Source organism: Pedobacter terrestris, from assembly GCF_052343045.1.
In the GTDB taxonomy this organism is placed as follows: domain Bacteria; phylum Bacteroidota; class Bacteroidia; order Sphingobacteriales; family Sphingobacteriaceae; genus Pedobacter.
On record NZ_CP180264.1, the window covers coordinates 699,901 to 726,413 of the forward strand.

Here is a 26,513-nt window from a genome sequence, read left to right on the forward strand (position 1 = left end):
ATTGCTTATTCGTCGGTTACACAACCACCGGCTGCATCAGAAACTGTTTTTGCGTATTTATATAATACACCTTTGGTTACTTTTAGCGCAGGTTGTACATATTTATTTCTTCGCTCTACGATCACATCTTCACTTACTTGCAAGCTGATGATGTTGTTTACGGCATCTATGAGGATCTGATCGTCATCTTCTACAAGACCAATTAATCCGCCTTTATACGCTTCTGGCGTGATGTGCCCAACTACAAAACCGTGGGTTCCGCCAGAAAAACGGCCATCGGTAATGAGAGCAACAGATTTCCCTAAACCGGCACCAATAATTGCGGATGTTGGTTTAAGCATTTCTGGCATTCCGGGTGCGCCTACCGGACCAGAGTTTTTTATTACAATTACATCGCCTGGTTTTACACGTCCGCTGGATAGGCCGGCAATTAGATCATGTTCGCCGTCAAAAACTCTTGCGGGGCCTTCAAACTTTTCGCCTTCTTTACCGCTAATTTTTGCCACAGAACCTTTTTCTGCAAGGTTTCCGTATAAAATTTGTAAGTGTCCGGTTGGTTTAATCGGTTCGCTTAGTTTTTGAACGATTTTCTGATCATAATCCATAATAGATTTTACATCAGCTAAATTCTCTGCCATTGTTTTTCCCGTTACGGTTAAACAATCGCCATGAAGAAGACCTTCGTTTAACAAATATTTTAATACTGCAGGGATACCGCCATATTGATGCAAATCTTGCATCAGGTATTTTCCACTTGGTTTAAAATCGGCTAATACTGGTGTAACATCACTCATTTTCTGGAAATCGTCTTGTGTAATTTCTACGCCAATTGCTTTTCCCATTGCAATAAAGTGTAATACAGCATTTGTACTTCCTCCTAATATGATGATTGAACGAATCGCATTTTCAAATGCTTTCCTTGTCATGATATCAGATGGTTTAATGTCTTTTTCCAACAATATCTTGATGTATTTTCCGGCATCAAGACATTCTTGTTTTTTCTCCGGACTCACCGCGGGGTTAGAAGAGGAGTAAGGCAAACTCATACCTAAGGCTTCGATTGCCGATGCCATAGTATTTGCTGTGTACATACCGCCACAAGCTCCGGCTCCGGGGCAGGTGTGTTTGATAATGCCCTGATAATCCTCTTCAGATAAATTGCCACAAATTCGCTGACCTAAGGCTTCAAAAGCAGATACAATGTTTAATTCTTCGCCTTTGTAATGCCCGGGAGCAATTGTACCTCCGTATATCATAATTGACGGACGATTTAAACGAGCCATTGCCATAATTGCACCTGGCATGTTTTTGTCGCAACCCGGAATGGAAATTATGCCATCATAATATTGGCCACCGCAAATGGTTTCTATGCTGTCTGCAATTACATCGCGACTTACCAATGAGTAACGCATACCATCGGTTCCGTTGCTCATACCATCACTCACTCCAATTGTATTAAAAACCAAGCCCACTAAATCATTATTCCAAACCCCTTTTTTAACATCTTTTGCTAAGTCGTTTAAATGCATATTGCAGGTGTTGCCATCATAACCCATGCTTGCAATACCGACTTGTGCTTTTGCCATATCAGCATCGGTTAAGCCGATTCCGTAAAGCATAGCCTGTGCCGCAGGTTGTGTTGGATCTTGTGTAAATGTTTTACTGTACTTGTTTAATTCGCTCATTGTTTTATTAGGTTGTTTTGTTAATTAAATTTAAGGCATAAAAAAAACCGCCTTTTTTTGGAAGGCGGTTTCGGTATGGTATATTTTAACTTATACGCAACGATATCCACCTCCCGGTTTGGAAATGACAATAATAATGTTGCTAATCATGTTTGTGTATAAATTCATATCGAAGACTGAATCACAAACATACTAACTAATCATAAAAAGCAAAGAACTATTGTTATTTAATTTTAACGCCGATTACAATTCCGCTGGCCCAAACCTGTTTGGTTGTATTCAGATCTGCACGCGTACTTAAATCGTTTATCAGTTTTTCAGCCTTTTTATCGTGGCCGTCCGGCCAATTGGGCTGTGGCTCCATATCATCTATAATATAGAATGCGCCAGGGTTCAACATTTGCAATACTTCATCTAACAGCAGGTATTTTCCATGCCATGTATCGGCAAAAATATAGTCGAACTTTTCGTTTTTATTTTCTGTAATCCACTTTTCACCGTCTGTAGAAAGCAGAGTCAACCGAGTGTCTGTGCCGATTTCATTTTGGGCTACTTGAAGTAAAGTATCGTCATGATCGATAGAAACTAGTGTAGAATTTTCATCCATACCTTCAAGAATCCATGATGTTGAAAGGCCCGTTCCTGTGCCAAGTTCCAAAAAACGTCCTGAAGGTTTACTGCTTGCTAGTGTTTTGAGTAGCGAACCTGTACGCACATCTGAAGCCATATCAAAATCCAATGCTTTGGTAGCCGCATCTATTGCCCAGTAGGCTTTGGGAAATTGATTGATGGTTTCTGTCATGACCGGATTTTATTAAATGATAACTTCAAAGTTTACTTTCTCCAATACCAGGTTTTTGTAGGCACGCTGAATGGTGTATCCAATTGTTTCTCTCCACAATGGGCGGAAAACAACATCATCAACAGATGCAATACCCGCAATTTCTGTAGCCGTACCACATAAAAATGCACTATCGGCATTTTTAAGATCATCAACAGTAATGTTTTTTTCAATACACTCTATATCCAATACGTTGCAAAGTTCTTTAACCGTTGCTCTGGTGATGCCTGGTAGAATATTTCCTGTTAAGGGTGTAAATAACTTGCCATTTTGTTCAATAAAAATATTTGCGCCTGATGCCTCGGCTACAAAACCGTTCATATCCAACAAAATTGCATCATCAAAACCCGCTTTATTTGCAGCCGTTGTTGCCAATATAGAATTGATGTATCCACCGCTTAATTTTGCTTCCATCGGGATAGATTTCGGATTAGGGCGCTCATATTCTGAAAGTGTTAAATTCAATAAACGCGTACCAGAATATGCCTCCCATTCCCATGCACAAATCATAATTGATGAGCCAAGGGGTTGATTTAACTTCATGTTTGGCGCACAAAATACCAGGGGACGGATATAGGCGTCTTTTAATTTGTTGAGTTTTAACAGCTGATAGCAAGCCGCAATCAGTTCTTGTTTATCCCATGGAAAAGGAATGTTTGCCAGCATGCACGAACGTTCAAGGCGATTGATGTGATCAGCAACTTTAAAAATTCTGTTGCCATTATGGGTTTTGTAAGCCCTTATCCCTTCAAACGCTCCAATGCCGTAATGTAGCGATTGGCCGTACAAATCTGTACTGCTGTGCGCTGCATTCTCAAACCTTCCGTTAAGGTAAATGATCGTATTAGAATTGTAGTATTTCATAATACACGTTTTTTTTATCTAAAAAAAGCGCCCTGTTTTAGTCAGGACGCTTTAAGTATTTTTATGATCGAATCTATTTATACCGCGCCTGCTTTTTACCCAACAAAATGTTTAGCAAGAGCAGAATTGGTGATGCGACAGCAACTATAAAATCCGAAGCTTTTTGAGCTCGAAAATTTATATAGTTTATGTCGTGATTTGAAGTCATTATCTTTCCTTGTTGTTTATAAAACCAATTTAGTTTTTGGTTCAGAAATATGCAAGGAATTTAACAAAAAAAGAAAATACAAACATTATTCTAATTAGTAGTTCTTATTTGGAATAAAGTTCTGCATGCGGTGTCGATTAGTGATTTAATACGGAATGAAATATACCGAATATCAAATCGGTATACGGTCTGTATATTATGCTTGCATTGTATTTCGCGCAATTTTCGGCGTAAAACCAGTTTAAGGCAGAAAAAATTTGTAAAAATATTACGGAGAACAGGCGCATAGATGCCACAACAATAGACCGAAAAGATTTGGCATATAAAGGATGGATAGTATTTTAAAATTTGAGGAAGGTTTAAGGTTTTTTCGCAGACACCATTGGAATTATCCGGACATAAAAAAACCGTTGCAATTTGTTTGCAACGGTTTTTAATACTGGGTGCCGGTATTTAGGCAGTTCCTTCAGCAAGTACCACAATTTTGTTGTGGATCACCTCTACAACACCGCCTTTAATAAAGAAACGCTCTTCATCGGTTTTGTTGGCTTTTATAATAACTTCTCCATCTTCTAAAGTAGAGATAATTGGTGCATGGTCTTTCAAAATTTGAAAAGAACCTAAAGTACCAGGTACAGTAACCGCAATTACTTCGCCTTCGTAAACTTTTTTATCTGGAGTTAATATTTCTAAATTCATCTTTTTTCAGTTTGGCGTTGAGCGTGGGGCGTAGCGCATTTAAACGCTTAACACTTCATGCTTACCGCGTTTCTTAGTTCGCTTCTGCCAATAATTTTTTACCTTTTTCGATAGCATCTTCTATGCTACCAACCAGGTTAAATGCAGCTTCCGGATATTCATCAACTTCGCCATCCATAATCATGTTAAATGCTTTGATGGTATCTTTAATGTCAACCAAAACACCTTTTAAGCCTGTAAATTGCTCAGCTACGTGGAAAGGTTGAGATAAGAAACGTTGAACACGACGCGCTCTGTGTACAGTTAATTTATCTTCTTCAGATAATTCGTCCATACCTAAGATTGCGATAATATCCTGTAGTTCTTTATAACGTTGTAAAATTTCTTTAACACGTTGTGCCGTATTGTAATGCTCATCGCCTAAAACTGCAGGAGAAAGGATACGTGAAGTAGAATCCAATGGATCTACTGCAGGATAAATACCAAGCTCAGAAATTTTACGAGACAATACTGTTGTTGCATCTAAGTGGGCAAATGTTGTTGCCGGAGCCGGGTCAGTTAAATCATCCGCAGGTACATAAACCGCCTGTACAGAAGTAATTGAACCACGTTTAGTAGATGTAATACGCTCTTGCATTAATCCCATTTCTGTAGCCAATGTTGGTTGGTAACCTACCGCAGATGGCATACGGCCTAAAAGAGCCGATACCTCAGAACCTGCCTGTGTGAAACGGAAAATGTTATCCACGAAGAAAAGAATATCTTTTCCTGCGCCTTCGCCATCACCGTCACGGAAATATTCTGCAACAGTTAAACCTGATAATGCAACACGTGCACGTGCACCAGGAGGCTCGTTCATTTGACCGAACACCAAAGTTGCTTTACTTTCTTTTAATTTTTCAGTATCTACAGCGTTAAGATCCCAGCCTCCTTTTTCCATAGAGTGCAAGAAATCGTCACCGTAGTTAATAACGCCAGATTCGATAAACTCACGAAGCAAATCGTTACCCTCACGAGTACGCTCACCAACACCCGCAAATACAGATAAACCTGCGTAAGCTTTTGCGATGTTGTTTACCAACTCCATAATCAATACTGTTTTACCTACACCTGCACCACCAAACAAACCGATTTTACCGCCTTTTGCATAAGGTTCTAATAAATCGATAACTTTGATACCTGTAAAAAGTACTTCAGTTTCTGTTGATAGATCTTCAAACCTAGGCGGCACAGCGTGGATTGGATTACCGTTACTGTTGTCTACAGCATTGATACCATCAATGGCTTCACCAACTACGTTAAATAAACGGCCTTTGATTTGATCGCCTGTTGGCATTTTAATCGCAGAACCTGTATCAACTACTTGCATTCCACGCACCAAACCATCTGTAGAGTCCATCGCAATTGCACGTACACGGTCTTCACCTAAGTGCTGTTGAACCTCTAAAACGATCTTCTGTCCGTTTTCTTTCTTGATCTCTAATGCATCAAAAATTTTAGGTAGATGGGCATCATCAGCAAAGCTAACGTCAACCACTGGGCCAATAATTTGTGCTATTTTTCCTAAGTTAGGCATATCTGTTGTGGGTAAATTTATTACAGTCAATGAATTAAAGCTGGTTTAAGGGGCCTCAATTCGGTTGGCAAAGTTAAGTTATTATTGCTATATTTTAAATATATATTATAAATTTTTTCAACAGAGATTTATTAGATATTTTAGACGCATAATCTGAGGTATGAAAACGATTTTAACCACGGGCAGTAACGGCCTCTTAGGGCAGAAATTAACCGAGAAAATTGTTGCAGAAGGTCGGGCAAACCTTATTGCAACATCAAAAGGCGCAAACCGTTATCCAATTAAGGAAGGTTATGTATATGAATCTATGGATATTCTGGATGAAAACCGTGTTCGTTATCTTCTTGAATTGTATAAACCAGATGCAATTATACACACAGCTGCACTAACCAATGTTGATGCTTGCGAAGCCGACAAAGAAACCGCGCATCAACTCAATGTAGATGCCGTTGCATTATTGCTTAAAATCTGTAAAATCTATACTATTCACTTTATTCATCTCAGTACTGATTTTGTTTTTGATGGAGAAGACGGTCCATATGCTGAAGAAGATGCTGTAAATCCCATTAGTTATTATGGTGAAACTAAAGTACTGGCAGAAGATTTAGTCAAGTCTTTTGAAGGCAATTGGGCAATCATCAGAACGATTCTGGTTTATGGCGTAATTACAGATATGAGCCGAAGCAATATTGTGCTTTGGGCAAAAAATGCTTTGGAAAGCGGAAGTGCAATCCAGGTTGTAAACGATCAATGGCGCATGCCAACCTTAGCAGAAGATCTTGCAGAGGCATGTTTGTTGGCCGTAGAAAAACAAGCGCAAGGTTTTTATCACATCTCTGGTAAAGATTATATGAGTGTATCTGAATTGGTGCGTAAAGTTGCCAGTTTCTGGAAGCTTGATCAATCGCCGATTGCAGAGATCAGTTCGGCAAGTTTAAACCAAACGGCAAAACGCCCGCGGCGCACAGGTTTCAGTTTAGATAAAGCGATTATTGAATTGGGTTACCGCCCGCACAGTTTTGAAGAAGGATTGGCAATCCTGAATAAACAAATTAAATAAAATGTTCATTCAAACTAAATTAATTCAGAGAATGTTGTTGAATAGCAATTGCATTAAACACAAGCAAAAATTAATATCCCCAAAAACAAATTTTAAATAAATATAGAAAATGGCACTACAAATTGGCGAAACCGCCCCAGACTTTACACTATACAGTTCGGAATTAACTGAAATTTCTTTATCTGCTTTTAAAGGTAAAAAAGTAATCATTCATTTTTTTCCGATGGCTTTCACCGGAACTTGCACAGAACAACTGTGTACCATGAGAGATAATTTTTCTTATTATGAAGGTATTGATGCTCAGGTTTTGGGTATTTCTGTAGATTCACCTTTTTCTTTGGCTAAATTTAAGGCAGAACAGGCTTATCAGTTTCCATTGCTTTCTGATTTCAATAAAGAAGTTTCTGCTGCTTTTGGCGCTTTTTACGAAGAATTTGCTTTTGGGTTAAAAGGTGTTTCTAAACGTGCAGCATTTGTAATTGATGAAGAAGGTAAAATTGCTTACGCTGAGGTTTTGGAAGATGCAAAAGATCTTCCTGATTTTGAAGCAATTAATAAAACTTTAAAAAGTTAATGCAATTAAGTTTTAATTTTCTTTCTCTTTTTTGTTTGAAATAGTTGGAAAATTAAAACTCGATTTATACCTTTGCAGTCCGTTAACGATACGGAAATGCATTTGTAGCTCAATTGGATAGAGCATCTCACTACGGATGAGAAGGTTTGGGGTTCGAATCCCTACAAGTGCACAAGAAAAGCTTTAGAGAAATCTGAAGCTTTTTTGGTTAACGTTACAGCTTCATTGAAAGCTGTTTAAATTTTGCAATTCGTTAACGATACGAAAATTGCATTCGTAGCTCAATTGGATAGAGCATCTCACTACGGATGAGAAGGTTTGGGGTTCGAATCCCTACGAGTGCACTTTAAAAGCTTTAGAGAGATCTGAAGCTTTTTCAGTTTAAGGCTTTCCCAGATCTGCAACTTTTTAGAACGATTTTAGAATCGGAAATAAGCCTTGTTTATCGGTGATAAATCCGTTTAGGTTGGAAAGGAACATAAAATATTTTCTCTATATCGTTAAAGCGGTTTGTTAAAACAACGTTTCGCTAAAAGAAAATTCTGTATCTGTTAAGCATTTGTTTATGATCTTTCAAAAGCAGTTGTAAAGACTTAAAAGTCACCTAGTTTTTAAATAAAAATATCAATTTTCAATTCCATCTAAATTAATAATTATATATTTGCAGCCTCGAAAGGAGATATTATTTAATTCTGATTAGATAATTTGCTTTCTAATTTTACCAAAGCCACAGAAATATGGCTTTTTGAATTTTTGAAGACAACCTAAACAATTTGAATGCTTAATTTAGTTCTGTTTGGCCCTCCTGGTGCGGGTAAAGGCACCCAATCTGAAAAGCTGATTGCAAAATATCAGTTGGTACATGTTTCAACTGGCGATTTATTTCGTGCACACGTAAAAAATCAAACCGAATTAGGACAGAAAGTGAGTCAATTGTTGGCTGATGGCGAATTGGTGCCGGATGCGATTACAATTGCGATGTTGGAAGAAGAGGTAGATAAAAATCCGGATGCTAAAGGATTTGTATTTGATGGTTTTCCGCGTACAGTTCCTCAGGCTCAGGAACTTGACTTGTTTTTAGAACGTAAAGGCAGCAAAATTTCCGGCGTAATTGCTTTAAATGTAAATCAGGAAGAGCTTTCTAAACGGATTGCAGAGCGCCATAAAACTAGCGGCAGACCCGATGATGATGCCGAGAAATTGAAAAAACGTATTGCAGAATACTTTGATAAAACCATCCATGTTTTACCTTATTATGAGGAGCAAGGTAAGTTGAACAAAGTTGATGGAATAGGAGAAATAGAAACGATATTTAGCAACCTTTGCGCTGTTATCGATAAATTCTAAAATATAAAAATTATAGTAAATGGCGGAAGGATTTATTTTTTCCGCCTTTTTTTATTTAACGTGTAAGTATATGTCACAAGGATCGAATTTTGTAGATTATGTTAAAATTTGTTGCCGTTCCGGCAAGGGCGGTGCGGGTTCTGCACATTTGCATCGAGATGTTTTAACCTCTATGGGCGGTCCTGATGGCGGAGATGGCGGTCGTGGGGGCCATATCATCGTTAAAGGAAGTACACACATCTGGACTTTATTACACTTAAAGTACCGCAAACATATTATTGCCGAAGACGGCCTTGCCGGAGGTAGTTCTCATAAATCTGGTCGCCAGGGAAGGGATGAAATTCTGGAAGTTCCTTTGGGTACCATTGCTAAAGATGCAGAAACCGGAGAAGTTTTGTTCGAAATTACTAAAGATGGCGAAACAAAAATTCTTACTGCTGGTGGACGTGGCGGCTTGGGCAATGCACATTTTAAAACGCCAACGCAGCAAACCCCTCGCTTTGCACAACCCGGAGAATCGGGTACAGAAGTTTGGAACATTCTTGAACTAAAGGTATTGGCAGATGTAGGTTTGGTAGGCTTCCCAAATGCTGGTAAATCTACTTTGTTATCTGTAGTTTCTGCGGCGAAGCCAGAAATTGCCGATTATCCTTTTACTACAATTGTGCCCAATTTAGGTATCGTAAGCTATCGCAATAACCGGTCTTTCGTCATGGCCGATATTCCCGGAATTATTGAAGGTGCCTCAAAAGGTAAAGGTTTGGGTTATCGCTTCCTTCGTCATATCGAGCGGAACTCCGTACTATTATTTATGGTGCCTGCCGATACAAGCAGAACCATCAAAGAAGAATATGAAATCCTAAAAAGTGAATTGCTGTCTTACAATCCAGAGTTGATGCAAAAACCACATGTTTTGGCCATCACAAAATCAGACATGCTTGATGAAGAACTCATGGATGAAATGAAAAAAGATCTTCCTGAAATTCCTTCCATATTCATCTCATCTGTTGCTGAAAAAGGAATTACTGAATTGAAAGATATGCTTTGGAAAGCTATTGAAGGATAAATATTTGCCATTTGTTCATTACTCATTAGTGAATTGGTCATTAACGCCATTAGACCAATGACTAATGAACAAATGGCCAATGAACCAAAACTGCTAGTTCCTAAACCGGTCTACAACTAATCCAATCCATTCTTTGATTAATATATCCCAGGTGCCGAGCGCAGACGCGTTTGGGATTACGATGTCTCCGAAATCATATTCTATTCCAGAAGAGAATCCTGTAGGATAATAAGCTATAGGTTGTGTTGCAAAGCGATTGAAAATCATTTTTGTACGTGGTATATGCCACGCGCTTGTAATGACCAATATTTTTCCTTCTGGCCGTTTTTGATGAACCAAAGCTAAACTGAATTTGGCATTTTCTATCGTGTTTCTGCTTTGATTTTCTATCCATATTGAAGAATCCGGAATACCAAGTCCCTTTAAATAAACCTTTGCCAGTTCTGCTTCTTTAATTGCGTTATCTATCAGGTTCGCATTTCCGCTGCTCAACAAAAAATACTTTATTTTTCCTTTTTTGTAAAGCTTAATTGCCTGGAAAAGCCGATCGCCGGCGCCACCAAATTCTATCGATTGATTTCTTTTATTGAAGCCTGAAAAACCACCGAGTACAATACCTACATCATAGTTTTGGTTTTTGGGATAACCGGCTTCATAAGTATTCATGATTTTGCCAACAATAAATACGTTGCTAAAAAAATAAAGCATCAGCGTGGCCAAAATCCACAATTGTTTAGATATCCTTTTATTTTTATTGAACAATGCAATTGCTGCAATACAAAAAAACCAAATCAGGGGTTTTGTAAGAAAGAGAAGGATTTTGGAAAGGATGTATAACATGTTTCGCTTTTGCATCAAAAATCACGAAAAAATCAATTCTATCCAGATTTATTATCGTGATTTTAAAAAAAAGTCGAAACTTCGCTAAAAAAGCAGAGAATTTCTGTTTACAAGTGCAGAAACATTGTCAACATCGAGTATTTGTTGATGTGCAGCCGGTGCGTTGATCCTCAGGTTGGAATATAAATTTCCAACCTGAGGATTGTAATTCTTCATTTATCCCTGACCTTCCTGTACCTGAGGGTCTTCATGCGCATTTTCCAGAATCTCTTTGATGTTGGATTTGCGTTTCGCCTTTGTCTGATGTTTAAAATGAGGAACTTCTTGTGCAACGATATCTTCTTCAATCGCTTCTACACCAAAGACCTTTTCTTTTAAAAGGTTGTACTTGTCTTGAAATCCATACCGAAGATTTTTTGCACCTGAGGCGATTTTTCCACGTGTTCCAGCTCCGCTGTCTGGTGCGAACAATACGCTTATTACAGCGCCTGCTGCTAAACCCGCAACCAATGCAATGGCAATCTGGGCATTATTTTTATCTGATTTATGCGTTATGCATTTTTCTATTAACTTTCTGTAATTCATAGCAATCTGTTTTTAAAAAGGAACAAAACTCCTAAAAGAATGTTTGAGAAAATGAAAAACCGATCGCTGGTAGGCGTAATATTTGTTAAGTTTAAAGCCAAAATCAAAGAATATGGTTAAGGCAACAATCAAAAAAGAACATTACGCGTGTTCAGTTACAAACGGTTCGCATGAAATTATCGTAGATGAACCTATAGAGCTTGGCGGTACACACCAGGGCTTTGCTCCAAAAGGTTTGTTAATGGCTTCATTGGCATCGTGCGTGGCGATTACACTTAGAATGTATGCCGATCGTAAAGAATGGCCGGTTGATCAGATCGAAGTAGAAGTCAATACAGATACAGAAAATGGTGAGCTGGTTTTTTTTGAACAAATTGTTTGCACCGGAAGTTTAACTGTAGAGCAAAAAGAACGTTTGGAAGATATTGCACAGAAATGCCCGGTAAGTAAAATTTTAGCTCAGGGAAACGAAATCCGCTCAAAAGTTTTATAACACCTTAGTGCAAAACTCGTGTACGCAAAGCTGAAAAGCTTTAATATCTTTGTAAAAATCGGCAGTCGCCCATTCTGAATAATAAATTATGCCTACTGAAATTAAATGCCCGAACTGTGCACATGTTTTCCCAATGGAGGAAGCCATGGCCGAAGATTATAAGAAAGAGCTGCGTGAGAAGATGTTAAGCTTCACCAAACAGAAGGATGAAGAATTTCAACGTAAGCTGGCCACTTTAGAACTGGACAAACAACAGCAGCAAAAAAACTTTGATCTTAAGCTGGCGGATGAAAAGAATAAACTGAAAGAAAATCTGGAAGAAAATCTTCGGAAAAGTATTTCGGCAGATTTTGAAACCAAGCTGCAAATGCTGGAGGGAAATGCCATAGAAAATGCGGAAAAGCTAAGACTGGCGCGTGAAAAAGAACTGGAATTTTTAAAACGCGAACAAAGTTTAAAGCTTAAAGAAGAAGAAATGGAATTGGCTTTTCAACGCAAAATTCAGGAACAGAGAAACGAACTTGTGGAGCAAATCCGCAAGCAGGAAGCCGAAAAAAATAGCATAAAAGAAACCGAACATCAGCTTAGGTTGAAAGAACTCGAAAAACAATTAGACGACCAGAAAAAACTTGCCGAAGAAATGAAGCGCAAAGCGGAGCAAGGCAGTATGCAATTGCAAGGCGAAGTGCAAGAACTTATTCTGGAAGAGTTGTTGCGCAGCAATTTCCCTTTTGATTTGATTGAAGAAGTAGGAAAAGGTGTTAGAGGTGCAGATTGTGTGCAAGTTGTTCGCAACCAATTTGGACAAGAATGTGGTAAAATCATTTATGAGAGTAAAAGAACTAAAGATTTTGGTGGCGACTGGATTGAAAAGCTAAAAAAAGACATGCGCAGCATGGGCGTAGATGTTGCCGTTATTGTAAGTCAATGTTACCCGAAAGGTATGGACTGTTTCGGTCAGCGTGATGGTGTCTGGATTTGCTCTTTCGAAGAAGTAAATGCTGTTGCATACGTGCTTCGTGATGGGATTTTGCGCTTATCCAGTGCAATGAAATCTCAGGAAAACCGGGGCGATAAAATGCATATGTTATACGATTATTTAACCGGTGCAGAATTTTCAGAACAATGGAAAGCAATTAGAGAAGGTTTTATGAGCATGAAACTTTCCATTCAACGCGAGCGTGATGCAATGGAACGCTTATGGAAAGCGAGAGAAAAACAATTGGAAAAAGTATTACTAAATGCAACGCACATTAGAGGTTCTATAGAAGGCATTGCAGGTAGCGATAGTATTCAACTGAGTCTCACAGATGAAGATGACACTTTGTTATTGGATTAGGAAAATTAACTAAAAAGAAAGAATTCGTCATTGCGAGGAACCAAGCAATCATATTGAATAGGTATATACAAATGGGATTGCTTCAGCTGATGAAAAATCAGCTTCGCAATGACAGCACGATCAAAATAGAATAAAAAATAAATGAAATACAAAGTGAATAAAAATAAAAACAACAAAGCGATTAGCCTCTCCAAATTTTTAGCGATTATTTGCCTTTTTCTATTTTCCGGGAACGTTTCCGGACAGGAATTAAAATCGCCTGATGCGAATATAGTCGCTAATTTTTCTTTGGCTGAAGGTGGCGTGCCAACGTACACTTTAAAGTATAAAGGTAAAGATGTAATTAAAGCCAGTAAACTGGGTTTAGAACTAAAAGAAGGTAAATCTTTAATGAATAGTTTTTCCATCACAGATACGAAAACGTCTACTTTTAATGAAACCTGGAAACCTGTTTGGGGCGAGGTAAAAGAAATTGTTAACCATTACAATGAATTGGCGATTACGCTTACGCAAAAAGAAACCAACCGATTTATCATTGTTCGCATGCGCGTATTTAACGATGGTTTGGGTTTTAGATATGAGTTTCCGGAGCAGAAAAATCTGGATTATTTTGTGATCAAAGAAGAGAAAACACAATTTGCGCTGGCCGGAGATCATAAAGCATTCTGGTTGCCTGGTGATTATGATACACAGGAATACAGTACGGTAACCTCAAATTTATCAGAAGTACGGGCTAAAATGAAAGATGCTGTAACCCCAAATGCATCGCAAACAACATTTTCGCCAACCGGATTGCAAACGCCTTTGATGATGAAAAGCAAAGATGGCCTTTATATCAATATCCATGAAGCAGCGTTGATCAATTATTCGTTAATGTCGCTAAATCTGGATGATAAAAATATGGTTTTAGAATCGTGGTTAACGCCAGACGCAATCGGCGATAAAGGTTATTTGCAGGCACCTTGCGTTTCGCCTTGGCGTACCATTATTGTGAGCGATAAAGCTGGCGATATTTTAACATCTAAACTAACTTACAACTTAAACGAACCAACAAAATTCAAAGATGTTTCCTGGATTAAGCCAATAAAATATGTCGGCGTTTGGTGGGAAATGATTACCGGTAAAAGTACCTGGGCTTATAACGATTTAACCAGTGTGCAACTTGGCGTTACCGATTATTCAAAAACAAAACCCAATGGAAAACACGCTGCAAATACCGCACACGTGAAAGAATATATTGATTTTGCGGCTAAAAATGGATTAGATGCTGTTTTGGTAGAAGGATGGAATGAAGGATGGGAAGATTGGTTTGGTAAAACCAAAGATTTTGTTTTCGACTTTATTACACCATATCCCGATTTTGACGTTCAGGAATTGCATCGCTATGCGGCAAGTAAAAATGTGAAAATGATTATGCACCACGAAACGTCATCATCCGTGCGCAACTACGAAAGGCATTTGGATACAGCCTACAAATTTATGAAAGCCAATGGTTATGATGCTGTGAAGAGTGGTTATGTGGGCAATATGATTCCACGTGGCGAACACCATTATGGTCAGTGGTTAAACAATCATTATTTGTACGCTGTACAGAAAGCTGCCGATTATAAAATTATGGTAAATGCGCATGAGGCGGTTCGCCCAACGGGTTTGGCCAGAACGTATCCAAATTTGATTGGAAATGAATCTGCACGCGGTACAGAATATGAGGCATTTGGTGGTAATAATGCCGATCATACGACCATTTTGCCTTTTACACGCTTAATAGGCGGACCAATGGATTACACACCTGGAATTTTTGAAACCAAAGTAAGTGCATATAATCCAGAAAATAATTCTTTTGTACACAGTACACTTGCACGCCAGTTAGCTTTATATGTAACAATGTATAGTCCGCTGCAAATGGCAGCAGATTTACCAGAAACGTACAATAAGTACATGGATGCATTTCAATTTATTAAAGATGTTGCTGTAGATTGGGACGATACTAAAGTATTGGAAGCTGAACCGGGAGATTACATCACGTATGCACGCAAGGCAAAAGGAAAAGACAATTGGTTTATTGGAAGTACCTGTGATGAAAATGGTCGCACTTCTAAAATTGACTTCAGCTTTCTGGATGCGGGTAAAAAATATGTAGCCACAATTTATGCCGATGCAAAAGATGCGCATTACGAGAAAAACCCTAAGGCCTATGTTATCCGTAAAATAGAAGTAACTAAAAAAAGTAAGTTGACTCAATATTGCGCACCTGGTGGCGGTTATGCCATAAGTGTAATGGCTAAGTAATTGATTTTTATAAACTTATTTTTTTGCAAAGAACATCATGAAGCATTTCCTGATGTTCTTTGCAGTTATAGACCAATTCTAGGCAGATGGAAAATTTAACTTTTGCAGGCTGCGGCAAGTCTTTTACATTCTGGAAACATATAATTTAGACGAAACACTTTTCTTTGCTTTTAATCTCCCTTTGCAGTTAAAATTTTAAAAAACTTAAACAAACAAAACATGGCAAGGACCAAAAATCACATCGAACTTCAATTTTTAAGTGAACCTTCTGATGTAAACTACGGAGGTAAAGTTCACGGCGGAATGATGATGAAATGGATAGATCAGGCGGCTTTTGCCTGCGCATTGCAATGGAGTCAATCATACTGCGTAACAGTTTATGTTGGTGGCATCCGCTTTTTTCATCCTGTTCATATTGGCCATTTGGTAAAAATGGAAGCCAAAATTATTTACACCGGTAAAACCAGTATGCACATTGCTGTAGACGCCTATTCAAAACCTGTTGGTGCTGCCGATTTTGTAAAAAATACGCATTGTATTATCGTTTTTGTTGCTGTAGATGATGATGGACAACCAAAACCCATTCCGGCGTTTAAGCCTAAAACGGATGCTGAAGTTGCCATGCATGGATATGCCATTAAATTGATGGAATTGCGTAAAAGCATCGATAAAGAAATGGAACCATATATTGCATAATAGGTTTTTGCTGAGTTTAGGTCCAAAAAAATAAGCGCTCTGTCTGTAGACAAGAGCACTTATTTTTTGAATTAAATCGCCATTATTTAAAACTTCCCTGATGTTGAAGTAAGTCGAAATATTTATCGAGGTTTGTACCTAATGATTGCTCAAAAGAGGCTTTTAAATCTGCGGGCGTTGGATGTTTGTTTTTCCAGGTTTGAAAATAATACTGAAAAGCCTTGTCAATCTTTTCTCGTCCAACGGCATCTTCCAAAATATATAACCACAATGCTGTTTTGGCATAAGAAATCAATCCGTATTCATCAGAAGTTTTAAAATCGGCCGCAGGTGTTTCAATTGCAGATTGCATTGGTACACCAGAAAGGGCATTGTAAACTTTTGCCTGAAACTGATCTGCTGGCAAAGCTTTTATACTTTCAGGTATTTTATCCCCAAAAATAGAATTGCTTTTATATTTTTCTGCCTCATATCTAAACTGGAAATAACTGTTTAAACCTTCATCTTGCCAGGTGTGCATGCGCTCGTTACTGCCCAACATGCTCATAAACCAATTGTGGCCAACTTCGTGCGTAATCACGGCATCTAGTGTTTCTGCTTTTGCATCCGGACTGGTTATCAAAGTAACGGTAGGATATTCCATTCCGCCGCTCGAATTGTTTTTCGGTCCTTCAATAGCCTGCACAACGGGATATTCATATTCGCCAATCCATTTGCTATATCTTTTGGTGGCGTCTTTGATATAATCTATACTTTTTGCCCAAAGCGTATTGGGTTTATTGTGGTAATAACTAAAAGCATCAATTACTTTTCCCGACTCCAATTTAATGGTATCGTATTGAATAACGAGATCTTTATCTGCAAACCAGGCAAAATCGGGCACGTTCTGAATTGCATAGCTCAATGTTTTATTGCCTTTTTCTTTAGCTACATATAAGGCTGGTTTATTGTTGCGGTTAGCTGCATTTTTTGTACCGATGCTTTTATAAGATTCAAGTTCATCAGCATTCTGCAGTACGCCAGTTGCGGCTACAACATAAGTAGAAGGCAAAGTAATATTTACCTGATAGTTGGCATATTCGCTATAAAATTCGCCCATATCCAGATATGGAAATTCATGCCATCCATCTTTATCAAAAACGGCAGGTTTAGGATACCATTGTGTAACCATAAATTCAGTATCGGCATAACCAGAACGAGAAAAATAACTCGGCAATTTCACATTGAAATCTGTAGAAATATTAATGGAATCGCCAGGATTTAAAGGTTTTGGAAGCAAAACTTTTACAATGTCTATGTATTGAGGATTGCTGTGTGCCTCAACTTTTGCAGATTGGCCATTTATTTTAAAATTCAATCCCTCTATAGCACCGTAAGAAACTTTTTGCAGTTTTTTCTTTCTCGATTCATCATTTTTGATTTGTTGAAAAAGTGCAGTGCTTTCGTTTTTATATGCATTTGGCCAAATGTGGAACCAGATAAAATTTAAGGTAGAAGGCGAGTTGTTCTTGTACACAATCTGCTCATACCCTTTTAAAGTTTTATCAGAATCGTTTAATTGTACATCAATTTTGTATGACAGGTTTTGTTGCCAATAATTTTCTTGTGCATAAGCGGCAATGGTAATGCAGGTAATTAGAAATGTAAGTGCGTGTTTTCTCATAAAATATACATGAATCAGCTAAGTAATTTGGTTATTATAACGCTGTAAAGGTAAAGCTTTATACGTCTTTTATTTGATATTCTTCTATTTTGCGGTATAAAGTGGTTAATCCAATACCTAACAGTCTGGACGTTTCTGTTTTGTTTCCGTGCGTGTATAGCAGCATTTTCTGGATATGTTGTTTTTCAATTTGTTGCAAACTGAAATTGTTGGGCACCGTTGTAGATTCAAAAATTTCCGGTGGCAGTGCAGCGCGAGATAACCGGCCATCATCGGATAAAATAATCAATCTTTCTATCACATTTTTTAACTCGCGGATGTTGCCTTTCCAATCGTAAGCAACCAATATATCCAGTAAATCTTCATCCAGATTAACTTCTGGATAATTCATTTTTTGTGCAAATGTTTTCAAATAATATCTGGCAAGTTGCGGAATATCGGTTTTTCTTTCTCGCAGTGGCGGAAGATTGATCGTGAAAACGGACAAACGATAATACAGATCTGATCTAAATTTTCCTTGTTCTGCATCTGTTTTCAAGTCTTTATTGGTTGCAGCCAGAATACGAACATTTACCTGGCGAGAAATGGTGTCGCCAATTTTAATGAAATTCTGGTTTTCGAGTACACGTAGCAGTTTTGCCTGAAGGTCTAAATTCATTTCTCCAATTTCATCCAGAAATAAAGTTCCGCCGTTGGCTTCTTCAAGCAATCCTTTTTTGTCTTTATTTGCTCCGGTAAAAGCGCCCGCTTTGTAACCAAACAGTTCACTTTCCAGTAAATCCGGACTAAATCCGCTGCAATTCAATGCCACGAAAGGTTTGCCAGAACGTGTACTTTCTGCATGTATAGATTGCGCAAAAACTTCCTTTCCTGTTCCTGTTTCGCCCAGAAGAAGTACAGTTGCATCTGATTTGCTTACCTTTCTAGCAAGTTCAATTGCCAGTTTTAAAATTTTTGATTCACCAATTATTGTCTCAAAACGATGCTTCGTTGATTGATGATTTTCTGTGGCGGACTTAAGTTGGCGCAGAATAGATTTTTCCATTGCTTTGTACAGTAAAGGGATAATTTTATCATTATCATCGCCTTTTACCAAATAGTCAAATGCACCATTTTTTATGGCCAAAACGCCGTCAGATATGGTTCCGTAAGCGGTAAGGTTAATAATTTCTACGTAGGGTTTTAATAATTTTATTTCTTTTACCAGTTCTACTCCATTAACATCAGGCAGTTTAACGTCGCTAATAACGATACGAACATCGTTTGCACTAAGCAATTTCATTCCTTCTTTGCCGGTATTCGCCTGCAAGGTTTTAAAACCTTCAAGTTCAATAATTCTGGAAAGTAAACTGCAAATTTTCTTCTCATCGTCAATAATGAGCACCGATCCGTCCATAGCTGAAATTTTAAGGCAATATTAAGGATAATAATAACGATTCTTTGAACTAAAATTGATGCAAAAAAAGATTAGAATGGAAAAAATTGAGAGTTTACAACGACAGATTTAACTGATATTGAAATCGACCCTTTTATCAGTAATCTGTATGGATATTGTACCTTTTTCGTTTCCTAGACTGACAAATGAAAGCGATTTAGCATATTTGAGTGCACAAAACAAATGACATGTTAAAATCGCTAACAACTATAGGATTGGTGTTGGCTGTGGCCGGATTCTGTTCTGCACAACAGGTACGCCCAGCAAAATCTTCAGAAATTTACAGAGCGCTTAAAATGCTCAAACATATGCCAAAAGTGTTGTATTTGGCAGCACATCCCGACGATGAAAATACGGGTTTGCTTTCTTGGTTGGTAAACGAGCAAGATGTAGAAACGGCTTATTTATCGCTAACAAGAGGGGATGGGGGCCAAAATCTTTTAGGTACAGAACAGGGTGCGGCGCTGGGATTAATCCGCACACATGAATTGCTTGAAGCGCGTAAACTTGATGGTGCAAAGCAATTTTTTACCCGCGCAATAGATTTTGGTTTTTCAAAAAATACTAAAGACACGTTTAAACAATGGGATGCCGACAGTATTACCGCAGATGTAGTTTGGGTAATCCGTAAGTTTAGACCAGATGTCATTATTTGCCGTTTCCCGCCAACTGCTGCTGCCGGGCATGGGCAACATGCAGCATCTGCGGTAGTTGCAGAATTAGCTTTTAAAGCAGCAGCCGATCCGAAAAAGTTTCCAAATCAACTCAAATACGTTTCTGTATGGCAGCCAAAACGCTTGTTATGGAATACTTTCCGTTTTGGTAGCGTAAATACTACATCAGAAAATCAGCTAAAAGTTACCGTTGGGCAATACGATCCGCAAATTGGAATGGGATATGGCGAGCTTGCGGGTTTAAGTCGCAGTTTACACAAAAGTCAGGGTGCAGGCACACAGTCTGTTGCGGGGATTCGGTCAGAATATTTTGTTCACGTAGCGGGCGATCAGGCTAAAAACGGAATATTTGATGGTTTAGCAAAAAGCTGGAGCGATAAAGGAATGAAGGAGATTGATGCGGCATTGGATTTGGTTATTTCCAAATTCAACTTTGTTCAACCAAACAAAAGCTTACCCGAACTGATTGCCATCCGCAAGAAAATCCAAAAATTGAAAGATATGGACTTGCGTCAAGATAAACTTCAAGAGATAGACGATATTATTTTAGGTTGTTCTGGTTTTATGGGCGAGGTAGTTACCAGCAAACCAGAAGCCGTTGCAGGCGAGCATCTCAATTTCAGACTAAATGTAATTTCGCGCAGTACTCAACCTGTTGTAATCGAAAATATAGATTGGTTAGGGAAACCCGAAACAGCAAATAGATTACTTGCTGCAGATTCTTTAATTACAATAGAAAAAGCGCTTTCCATTCCGGCCGATGCCTTACTTACAGAACCATATTGGTTGGCTAAACCCGCGAAAAATGCAGCAATGTACAGTGTACCGAATGATACTTTAATCGGTTTACCAGAAGCTGAATCGCCTCTGTTTGTACGGTTAACGTTAAAAATCTCCGGAGAAAGTTTTAGTGTTAAGCTTCCACTTTCGTACAAAAAGTTAGATCCGGTACGTGGAGATGTTGTAGAGGGTTTAAGAATTGTGCCTGCAGTAGAAGTTAGGTTTACGCAACCAACTTATTTCGCCAAAAATGGATCAAACTTGCAAGCAACGCTAAATTATAAATCAAATAGCGGTGTTAATTTAACGGATGGGAAATCTTCAATTCGATACAACAATCAGACTGTAAACAGCAATAATCTGGCGCTTTCAAAGGAACAGAACATAAATTCTGATGCAGAGATTCAGAAAAATGATTTGACGAAAATCAATACTGACAGAATTAAGATGGATGCAGAGGTCAATTTTGGGGGACAGGTTTTCAACAAGAAACAGGTATTGATACAATATCCGCATGTGCCGAGTTTACAATATTTTGTACCGGCCACAACCTTTGTACTTAAAAGTGACGACATTAAAGTAACAGCAAAGAAAATTGGCTACCTGCAAGGCGCAGGAGATTTAATTCCGGAATTTTTACGCGAAGCAGGTTTGCAGGTTGATGTATTGGATGAAGGCGATATTCTTGATGCTGAAAAATTGGCTACTTATGATGCAATTGTTACTGGCGTTCGGGTAATTAATACCGAAAAAAGAATAAAAGTTTGGGAAGATGCATTGCGTCAATACATGGAAAAAGGTGGTACAATTGTTATGCAATACAATACCTTACAAGATATGGTATTGCAGGATTTTGGTCCGTATCCATTTAGCATTGCCAACAAACGCGTAACCGAAGAAAATGCAGCGGTTAAAATACTTCTTCCGGATTCGAGACTAATGAATTATCCAAATAAAATTACTGCCGAGGATTTTAAAGGTTGGGTGCAAGAGCGTGGCGCATACTTTGCGGATCGTTGGGATAAACAATACGAACCACTTTTCGAAATGCACGATACAGACGAAGAACCCTTGCAAGGTTCTACTTTATACGCTAAAGTTGGTAAAGGAAATTTTATTTATTCGCCACTGGCATTTTTCAGACAACTTCCGGCAGCAAATGTTGGCGCTGCACGCTTGTTTTTTAATTTTATTTCTGCTGGTGTAAAATGAAAAACTGGAAAACCTGGTATGTTTTACTGGCTTTAGCATTGCTATTCCAGATTATATTTTACTATTTGTTTACTAAATTCTGGGCATGAGCAATACAGATTGGATTGTACTCATCGCAACACTGCTTGCAGTAGTCGTGTACGGCGTTTTTATTGGCCGCGGGCAGAAAAGTAACGCTTCTTATTTAAAGGCCGATAACCAAATGCCCTGGTATATTGTTTTGCTCGGCATTATGGCAACACAAGCCAGTGCCATTACTTTTTTGTCTGCACCCGGCCAAGCCTACACCGATGGAATGCGGTTTGTACAATATTACTTTGGATTGCCGCTTGCCATGATTGTAATCTGTATTACGTTTATTCCTATTTTCCAGCGTTTAAATGTATATACGGCCTACCAATATTTAGAACAACGTTTTGACAAGAAAACAAGGGTTTTAACTGCATTGCTGTTTTTGTTCTCGCGTGGTTTATCTACAGGAATCAGTATTTACGCGCCGAGTATTATTCTGGCAAGTGTTTTGAACTGGAATATTTATCTTACCAATATCCTTACGGGAGGAATTTTACTGATCTACACCTACGTAGGCGGCGCTAAGGCAATTGCACATACACAGAAACTGCAGTTTATCATTATCTTAGGAACGATGGCTTTCGCCGGATATTTACTGGTGCAGAACATGCCCGGAAATATTGGTTTTAAGGATGCACTTTTCCTTGCCGGAAAGTCGGGTAAACTTAATGTTATTACTACCCATTTTGATTGGAAAGACAAATACAATATCTGGAGTGGCTTAATTGGCGGTTTTTTTCTGTCCTTATCGTATTTTGGTACAGATCAAAGTCAGGTTGGGCGTTACATTACGGCGAAAGACAATAGCAATGCAAAAATGGGTTTGTTGCTTAATGGATTGGTTAAAATCCCAATGCAGTTTGGAATCCTTTTAATTGGTGCACTGCTTTTTGCTTTTTTCTCCCTTAAACCGGCACCAATTTACTTTAATGAACGCGCCTACCAGTATTTAAAAGAAACACAGCCAGAACAGGCTTCTGCTTTTGAGAAAGAACACCAGCAACTCCAAAATACTTTTAATCAACAATCCAGATTAATTCTGCAACAGAAAAACGCACATGCGCCACATTTAGAAGAAACCGTTAAAGCATTTAATGCTACGCAACAAGCGGTGAAACAATTGCACAGCAATGTAGAAGATGCAATTAACAAAACCAATCTGAATGCAGAGAAAACCGATACCAACTACATTTTTCTGTATTTCGTAAAAAATACACTGCCAGTTGGTTTAATCGGGATGTTATTTGCGGTTATATTTCTGGCCAGTTGGGGTTCTATCTCTGCTGCATTAAATTCACAAGCTGCCTGCTCATTAAAAGACATTCATTTGCTCTTTATAAAAAAAGAGTTGGATGATACACTGGAGCTTAAATATAGTAGATTACATACCTTAGCTTGGGGTATATTTTCTATTGCTGTTGCCATGTTTGCAACGCAAATGGGTTCTTTGATAGAAGCGGTAAATGTTTTGGGTTCAATATTTTATGGCCCTATTTTGGGTATTTTTCTGGTCGCGTTTTATGTGAAAAGAGTTAGCGGGCCAGTCGTATTTATTTCAGCAATTTTATCAGAGGTTACGGTGATTGCCGTTTATGGATTTGATGTAGTTTCATTCCTTTGGTTAAATGTTGTAGGTGCCATTGCAGTAATTCTATTTTCGACATTAGGATTATGGTTTTATCCTACCAAACGCATACATTCGTAAAATCTAAACAACAAAAAACAAATATATAGTACTATGAAAAGAATGATTAAATCTATCGCATTGCTGGTTACGGCAATCACAGTTTCGGCTGGTGCAATGGCGCAAGATGCTCAGCCAAAACCAAGTCCGGCAGAAACCGTTACAGGTAAAATTAAAGATGCCAACATTACAATTGCTTACAGCAGTCCATCTGTTAAAGGCCGTAAAATTTGGGGTGGTTTAGAAGCTTATGACAAAGTTTGGCGTGCAGGCGCAAATGAGGCAACAACTTTCGAAACCGACAAAGACATTATGGTTGAGGGTAAAACTTTGGCTGCAGGTAAATACAGCTTTTTCCTGATCCCGAAAGAAAGCGGGACATGGACAGCCATCTTCAACAAAGAACCAAAACAATGGGGCGCTTACAAATATGAAGAAGCAAAAGATGCTTTACGTGTTGAAGTAAAAACTAAAGCTTTAAAAGCTACACAAGAGCGTTTGGTTTACAAAATTACCAAAGCTGGATTTACTTTAGAATGGGATAAAATTTCCGTTCCGGTAAACATTAAATAATTTTAAACTAAAGTTGTTAAAAGCCATTCCGAATCGGGATGGTTTTTTTTTGCCCTTTTGTAACGAACTGAAAACATAATATCAACTTAATCTTAAAACGCTATTTTTGGTCGAATAAATCAATCCAAACACATTCATGAAATTTTTTACTCCGGTCTTATCCATTTTATTAATTTTTCATTTAAACGTTTTAGCTCAAGAGAAAGCCAATTATTCTGTTGCTGGAAATATTCGTCCGGTAGATCAGGTTAATGTATTTCTGGGATCGTCAGGAGACCACGGACAAATGTCGCCGGCGGCTTCTTATCCTTTTAGCATGCTCAGTATTGGTCCGCAAACGTATCCTAAAACGCATACAGGTTATGAATTTCTCGCTAAAAAATTTGAAGGTTTTACACATAACCGCTTTGAAGGTGTAGGTTGCCAGGGTTCTGGTGGAAATATTTTTATCAAACCTTTTCTGGGCAATAATCCTTCAGAAACAGAATTGATTAAACAAACTGAACAAGCCAGTCCGGGATATTATACCGTTGGATTCGAGAATAAAATTAAAGCAGAAATTAGTGTATTGGGAAATGCCGGTAAAGAACGATATACCTTTCCGGCAGGAGAAAAAGGCCTTTTTATAGATTTATCTTATGCCTTTAATGGCGCTTTTGTTGCCGAAGAACATCAAATAGATGGACATGTGGTAAGCGGATGGATTACGTCTAAAACTACATGTAATGTAGGGAAATACAAATTGTTTTATGCTTTTGAAATTGAGCATGTAAGCAAAATCAATGTGGCGTCTACGCATCAATTAATTGCTGTTCTAAAAAACGAAACTTCATCTGCAGAAGTTAATATTGCTTTCTCATCAGTAAGTGCAGCCGCGGCGAAAGCGGCCCTTAACAAATCCACTTTTGATCAGATTCGCAAGCAAAGTAATAACGATTGGAATACAAATTTATCCAGGATTGCGGTGAGCGGTGATGCAGAAAGTGCAAAACTTTTTTATTCTTTATTGTATCGCACAATGCAATCGCCCTATGTAATTTCGGAGAAAGACGGTACGTACAGAAATACCAAAGGTGAAGAGCAAAAAGATAAACAAATCCGTTATAACGGTTGGGCCATTTGGGACAATTACCGCACGCAATTGCCTTTACTTTCCTTAATTGCACAAGATCGTTATCCAGGTATTGTATCCTCTATTGCAGATTTGTATAACTCCGGTAAAAAAGATTATGCGACACAAACAGAACCATCAAATACCGTACGGTCTGAACACGCTATTGTAGTTTTATTGGATGCGTATAGAAAAGGTTATCCGGTCGACTTTAAAAAAATTGCGGATTCGCTTGTTAAAGAAGTTGACGGACTTGATTACAAATCTCCAGATAAAGCGCTTGAATCCAGCTATGACAATTGGGCTTTATCAGAAATTTTTAAGATTCTGAAAAACAAAGAAAAATCTGCCCAGTATCTAAACAAAGCGCTTAAATATAAAACTTATTGGAATAAAGATTTTAAAGACTTAAGCAAAGGCGATGTTGACCGCATGCAGGCGCGCGGTTTGTACCAGGGAACAATTTGGCAATACCGTTGGTTTGTGCCTTATGATTTTAAAGGTTTGATGGAATTGGATGGTGGCGAATCTGCGTATCTGGCCAAGCTGGATGAATTTTTTAACCGCGATTTATACAACCATGCAAATGAACCCGATTTACAGGTTCCGTTAATGTATAATGTAACCAAAGCAGGTTATAAATCTCAATATTGGATGCATGCGCTGGCTGCAGATACGGTTATTCAAAATTATTTTAATGACAACAGCCGCGGAATTGGGTCTTACATTGGCAAAATTTACCAGAATAAACCACAGGCTTTTTTACGTACAATGGATGATGATGCCGGCGCAATGAGTGCATGGTATGTATTTACAGCAAGCGGTTTTTCTCCTGCTTGCGTAGGTTGGCCAATTTATTATTTGAACGTTCCATTGTTCCCGGCGGTTACGTATAATTTACCCAAAGGGAAAACCTTTAAGGTAGAAGTAGAAAATTTTGGCCGTAAAAATATCTACATTCAGTCTGTTTCATTAAATGGCAAATCTTACAATAAGAATTATATTACGCAAGAGTTGATTAATGCAGGAGGGATTTTAAAAATTGTTGCCGGTGCAACACCGATTGAGGTTTCTGCTACTGAAAACTGGATTTCGAGTTTAGAAAAAGAGTAAAATATGCAGTATGGCTTGCACAATTACCGGTAAT

21 protein-coding genes and 2 tRNA genes are annotated in these 26,513 nt (G+C 38.3%); 14 read left to right on the top strand and 9 right to left on the bottom strand.

Annotated features, from left to right (window positions below; translation table 11 throughout):
• Positions 1-5 precede the first annotated feature (5 nt).
• The 5 genes from ilvD to atpD form a co-directional block, all read right to left on the bottom strand.
• Positions 6-1,685 carry a dihydroxy-acid dehydratase gene (gene ilvD / locus ACJVDH_RS03075; RefSeq protein ID WP_443946107.1) on the bottom strand — a complete coding sequence of 560 codons (1,680 nt, stop codon included), beginning with the start codon at positions 1,683-1,685 and terminating at the stop codon, positions 6-8.
• A gap of 223 nt (positions 1,686-1,908) precedes the next feature.
• Positions 1,909-2,487 (bottom strand): O-methyltransferase, encoded by a 579-nt coding sequence (locus ACJVDH_RS03080; RefSeq protein WP_443946108.1) that lies wholly within the window; start codon positions 2,485-2,487, stop codon positions 1,909-1,911.
• 12 nt (positions 2,488-2,499) lie between these two features.
• Positions 2,500-3,390 (bottom strand): aminotransferase class IV, encoded by an 891-nt coding sequence (locus ACJVDH_RS03085; protein WP_443946109.1) that lies wholly within the window; start codon positions 3,388-3,390, stop codon positions 2,500-2,502.
• A gap of 661 nt (positions 3,391-4,051) precedes the next feature.
• Positions 4,052-4,297, bottom strand: coding sequence for an ATP synthase F1 subunit epsilon (gene atpC / locus ACJVDH_RS03090; RefSeq protein WP_443946110.1), 246 nt, complete (start codon positions 4,295-4,297; stop codon positions 4,052-4,054).
• A 73-nt stretch (positions 4,298-4,370) separates the two neighbouring features.
• On the bottom strand, positions 4,371-5,873 hold the full coding sequence (gene atpD, locus ACJVDH_RS03095; protein WP_443946111.1) for a F0F1 ATP synthase subunit beta: 1,503 nt from the start codon (positions 5,871-5,873) through the stop codon (positions 4,371-4,373).
• Between the two features lie 160 nt (positions 5,874-6,033).
• Here atpD and ACJVDH_RS03100 point away from each other — a divergent pair, with 160 nt between their 5' ends.
• The 6 genes from ACJVDH_RS03100 to obgE all read left to right on the top strand — a co-directional run bounded on the left by ACJVDH_RS03100 (position 6,034) and on the right by obgE (position 9,920).
• Positions 6,034-6,933: an SDR family oxidoreductase gene (locus tag ACJVDH_RS03100; protein ID WP_443946112.1), complete on the top strand. Its 900-nt coding sequence runs from the start codon at positions 6,034-6,036 to the stop codon at positions 6,931-6,933.
• Between the two features lie 109 nt (positions 6,934-7,042).
• Positions 7,043-7,507, top strand: coding sequence for a redoxin domain-containing protein (locus tag ACJVDH_RS03105; protein WP_443946113.1), 465 nt, complete (start codon positions 7,043-7,045; stop codon positions 7,505-7,507).
• A gap of 98 nt (positions 7,508-7,605) precedes the next feature.
• Positions 7,606-7,679, top strand: a tRNA-Arg gene (locus tag ACJVDH_RS03110).
• 98 nt (positions 7,680-7,777) lie between these two features.
• Positions 7,778-7,851 (top strand) — tRNA-Arg (locus ACJVDH_RS03115).
• 433 nt (positions 7,852-8,284) lie between these two features.
• Positions 8,285-8,854, top strand: coding sequence for an adenylate kinase (locus ACJVDH_RS03120; RefSeq protein WP_443946114.1), 570 nt, complete (start codon positions 8,285-8,287; stop codon positions 8,852-8,854).
• 70 nt (positions 8,855-8,924) lie between these two features.
• Complete coding sequence (gene obgE, locus ACJVDH_RS03125) at positions 8,925-9,920, top strand: GTPase ObgE (protein WP_443946115.1); 996 nt, start codon at positions 8,925-8,927, stop codon at positions 9,918-9,920.
• Between the two features lie 93 nt (positions 9,921-10,013).
• On the opposite strand, the gene ACJVDH_RS03130 is transcribed toward obgE, so the two are convergent.
• Positions 10,014-10,586, bottom strand: a complete 573-nt coding sequence (locus ACJVDH_RS03130; protein ID WP_443946116.1) for a YdcF family protein — start codon at positions 10,584-10,586, stop codon at positions 10,014-10,016.
• A gap of 390 nt (positions 10,587-10,976) precedes the next feature.
• Positions 10,977-11,345 carry a YtxH domain-containing protein gene (locus ACJVDH_RS03135; RefSeq protein WP_443946117.1) on the bottom strand — a complete coding sequence of 123 codons (369 nt, stop codon included), beginning with the start codon at positions 11,343-11,345 and terminating at the stop codon, positions 10,977-10,979.
• 112 nt (positions 11,346-11,457) lie between these two features.
• On the opposite strand from ACJVDH_RS03135, the gene ACJVDH_RS03140 reads away from it, so the two are divergent.
• From ACJVDH_RS03140 to ACJVDH_RS03155, 4 genes are all read left to right on the top strand, one after another.
• Positions 11,458-11,838: an OsmC family protein gene (locus tag ACJVDH_RS03140; RefSeq protein ID WP_443946118.1), complete on the top strand. Its 381-nt coding sequence runs from the start codon at positions 11,458-11,460 to the stop codon at positions 11,836-11,838.
• A gap of 88 nt (positions 11,839-11,926) precedes the next feature.
• Positions 11,927-13,177 carry a DUF2130 domain-containing protein gene (locus ACJVDH_RS03145; RefSeq protein ID WP_443946119.1) on the top strand — a complete coding sequence of 417 codons (1,251 nt, stop codon included), beginning with the start codon at positions 11,927-11,929 and terminating at the stop codon, positions 13,175-13,177.
• A 141-nt stretch (positions 13,178-13,318) separates the two neighbouring features.
• Positions 13,319-15,466: a glycoside hydrolase family 97 protein gene (locus tag ACJVDH_RS03150; protein WP_443946120.1), complete on the top strand. Its 2,148-nt coding sequence runs from the start codon at positions 13,319-13,321 to the stop codon at positions 15,464-15,466.
• A gap of 219 nt (positions 15,467-15,685) precedes the next feature.
• Positions 15,686-16,162: an acyl-CoA thioesterase gene (locus tag ACJVDH_RS03155; RefSeq protein WP_443946121.1), complete on the top strand. Its 477-nt coding sequence runs from the start codon at positions 15,686-15,688 to the stop codon at positions 16,160-16,162.
• Positions 16,163-16,244: 82 nt separating this feature from the next.
• On the opposite strand, the gene ACJVDH_RS03160 is transcribed toward ACJVDH_RS03155, so the two are convergent.
• Together ACJVDH_RS03160 and ACJVDH_RS03165 are read right to left on the bottom strand one after the other, a co-directional pair.
• Positions 16,245-17,825: a M1 family metallopeptidase gene (locus ACJVDH_RS03160; protein ID WP_443946122.1), complete on the bottom strand. Its 1,581-nt coding sequence runs from the start codon at positions 17,823-17,825 to the stop codon at positions 16,245-16,247.
• A gap of 58 nt (positions 17,826-17,883) precedes the next feature.
• Positions 17,884-19,221: a sigma-54-dependent transcriptional regulator gene (locus ACJVDH_RS03165; protein WP_443946123.1), complete on the bottom strand. Its 1,338-nt coding sequence runs from the start codon at positions 19,219-19,221 to the stop codon at positions 17,884-17,886.
• A 227-nt stretch (positions 19,222-19,448) separates the two neighbouring features.
• Here ACJVDH_RS03165 and ACJVDH_RS03170 point away from each other — a divergent pair, with 227 nt between their 5' ends.
• The 4 genes from ACJVDH_RS03170 (at position 19,449) to ACJVDH_RS03185 (ending at position 26,479) form a co-directional block, all read left to right on the top strand.
• Positions 19,449-21,926 carry a PIG-L family deacetylase gene (locus ACJVDH_RS03170; protein WP_443946124.1) on the top strand — a complete coding sequence of 826 codons (2,478 nt, stop codon included), beginning with the start codon at positions 19,449-19,451 and terminating at the stop codon, positions 21,924-21,926.
• Positions 21,927-22,011: 85 nt separating this feature from the next.
• Positions 22,012-23,703 carry a sodium:solute symporter gene (locus ACJVDH_RS03175; RefSeq protein ID WP_443946125.1) on the top strand — a complete coding sequence of 564 codons (1,692 nt, stop codon included), beginning with the start codon at positions 22,012-22,014 and terminating at the stop codon, positions 23,701-23,703.
• 33 nt (positions 23,704-23,736) lie between these two features.
• On the top strand, positions 23,737-24,255 hold the full coding sequence (locus tag ACJVDH_RS03180) for a DUF2911 domain-containing protein (protein ID WP_443946126.1): 519 nt from the start codon (positions 23,737-23,739) through the stop codon (positions 24,253-24,255).
• Positions 24,256-24,391: 136 nt separating this feature from the next.
• Positions 24,392-26,479: a glycoside hydrolase domain-containing protein gene (locus ACJVDH_RS03185; protein WP_443946127.1), complete on the top strand. Its 2,088-nt coding sequence runs from the start codon at positions 24,392-24,394 to the stop codon at positions 26,477-26,479.
• Positions 26,480-26,513: the final 34 nt, after the last annotated feature.

Bases quoted from the DNA above. Each gene is read 5' to 3' on its own strand.
- ilvD (WP_443946107.1), bottom strand. From the start codon at position 1,685: ATGAGCGAATTAAACAAGTACAGTAAAACATTTACACAAGATCCAACA.
- ACJVDH_RS03080 (WP_443946108.1), bottom strand. From the start codon at position 2,487: ATGACAGAAACCATCAATCAATTTCCCAAAGCCTACTGGGCAATAGAT.
- ACJVDH_RS03085 (WP_443946109.1), bottom strand. From the start codon at position 3,390: ATGAAATACTACAATTCTAATACGATCATTTACCTTAACGGAAGGTTT.
- atpC (WP_443946110.1), bottom strand. From the start codon at position 4,297: ATGAATTTAGAAATATTAACTCCAGATAAAAAAGTTTACGAAGGCGAA.
- atpD (WP_443946111.1), bottom strand. From the start codon at position 5,873: ATGCCTAACTTAGGAAAAATAGCACAAATTATTGGCCCAGTGGTTGAC.
- ACJVDH_RS03100 (WP_443946112.1), top strand. From the start codon at position 6,034: ATGAAAACGATTTTAACCACGGGCAGTAACGGCCTCTTAGGGCAGAAA.
- ACJVDH_RS03105 (WP_443946113.1), top strand. From the start codon at position 7,043: ATGGCACTACAAATTGGCGAAACCGCCCCAGACTTTACACTATACAGT.
- ACJVDH_RS03120 (WP_443946114.1), top strand. From the start codon at position 8,285: ATGCTTAATTTAGTTCTGTTTGGCCCTCCTGGTGCGGGTAAAGGCACC.
- obgE (WP_443946115.1), top strand. From the start codon at position 8,925: ATGTCACAAGGATCGAATTTTGTAGATTATGTTAAAATTTGTTGCCGT.
- ACJVDH_RS03130 (WP_443946116.1), bottom strand. From the start codon at position 10,586: ATGAATACTTATGAAGCCGGTTATCCCAAAAACCAAAACTATGATGTA.
- ACJVDH_RS03135 (WP_443946117.1), bottom strand. From the start codon at position 11,345: ATGAATTACAGAAAGTTAATAGAAAAATGCATAACGCATAAATCAGAT.
- ACJVDH_RS03140 (WP_443946118.1), top strand. From the start codon at position 11,458: ATGGTTAAGGCAACAATCAAAAAAGAACATTACGCGTGTTCAGTTACA.
- ACJVDH_RS03145 (WP_443946119.1), top strand. From the start codon at position 11,927: ATGCCTACTGAAATTAAATGCCCGAACTGTGCACATGTTTTCCCAATG.
- ACJVDH_RS03150 (WP_443946120.1), top strand. From the start codon at position 13,319: ATGAAATACAAAGTGAATAAAAATAAAAACAACAAAGCGATTAGCCTC.
- ACJVDH_RS03155 (WP_443946121.1), top strand. From the start codon at position 15,686: ATGGCAAGGACCAAAAATCACATCGAACTTCAATTTTTAAGTGAACCT.
- ACJVDH_RS03160 (WP_443946122.1), bottom strand. From the start codon at position 17,825: ATGAGAAAACACGCACTTACATTTCTAATTACCTGCATTACCATTGCC.
- ACJVDH_RS03165 (WP_443946123.1), bottom strand. From the start codon at position 19,221: ATGGACGGATCGGTGCTCATTATTGACGATGAGAAGAAAATTTGCAGT.
- ACJVDH_RS03170 (WP_443946124.1), top strand. From the start codon at position 19,449: ATGTTAAAATCGCTAACAACTATAGGATTGGTGTTGGCTGTGGCCGGA.
- ACJVDH_RS03175 (WP_443946125.1), top strand. From the start codon at position 22,012: ATGAGCAATACAGATTGGATTGTACTCATCGCAACACTGCTTGCAGTA.
- ACJVDH_RS03180 (WP_443946126.1), top strand. From the start codon at position 23,737: ATGAAAAGAATGATTAAATCTATCGCATTGCTGGTTACGGCAATCACA.
- ACJVDH_RS03185 (WP_443946127.1), top strand. From the start codon at position 24,392: ATGAAATTTTTTACTCCGGTCTTATCCATTTTATTAATTTTTCATTTA.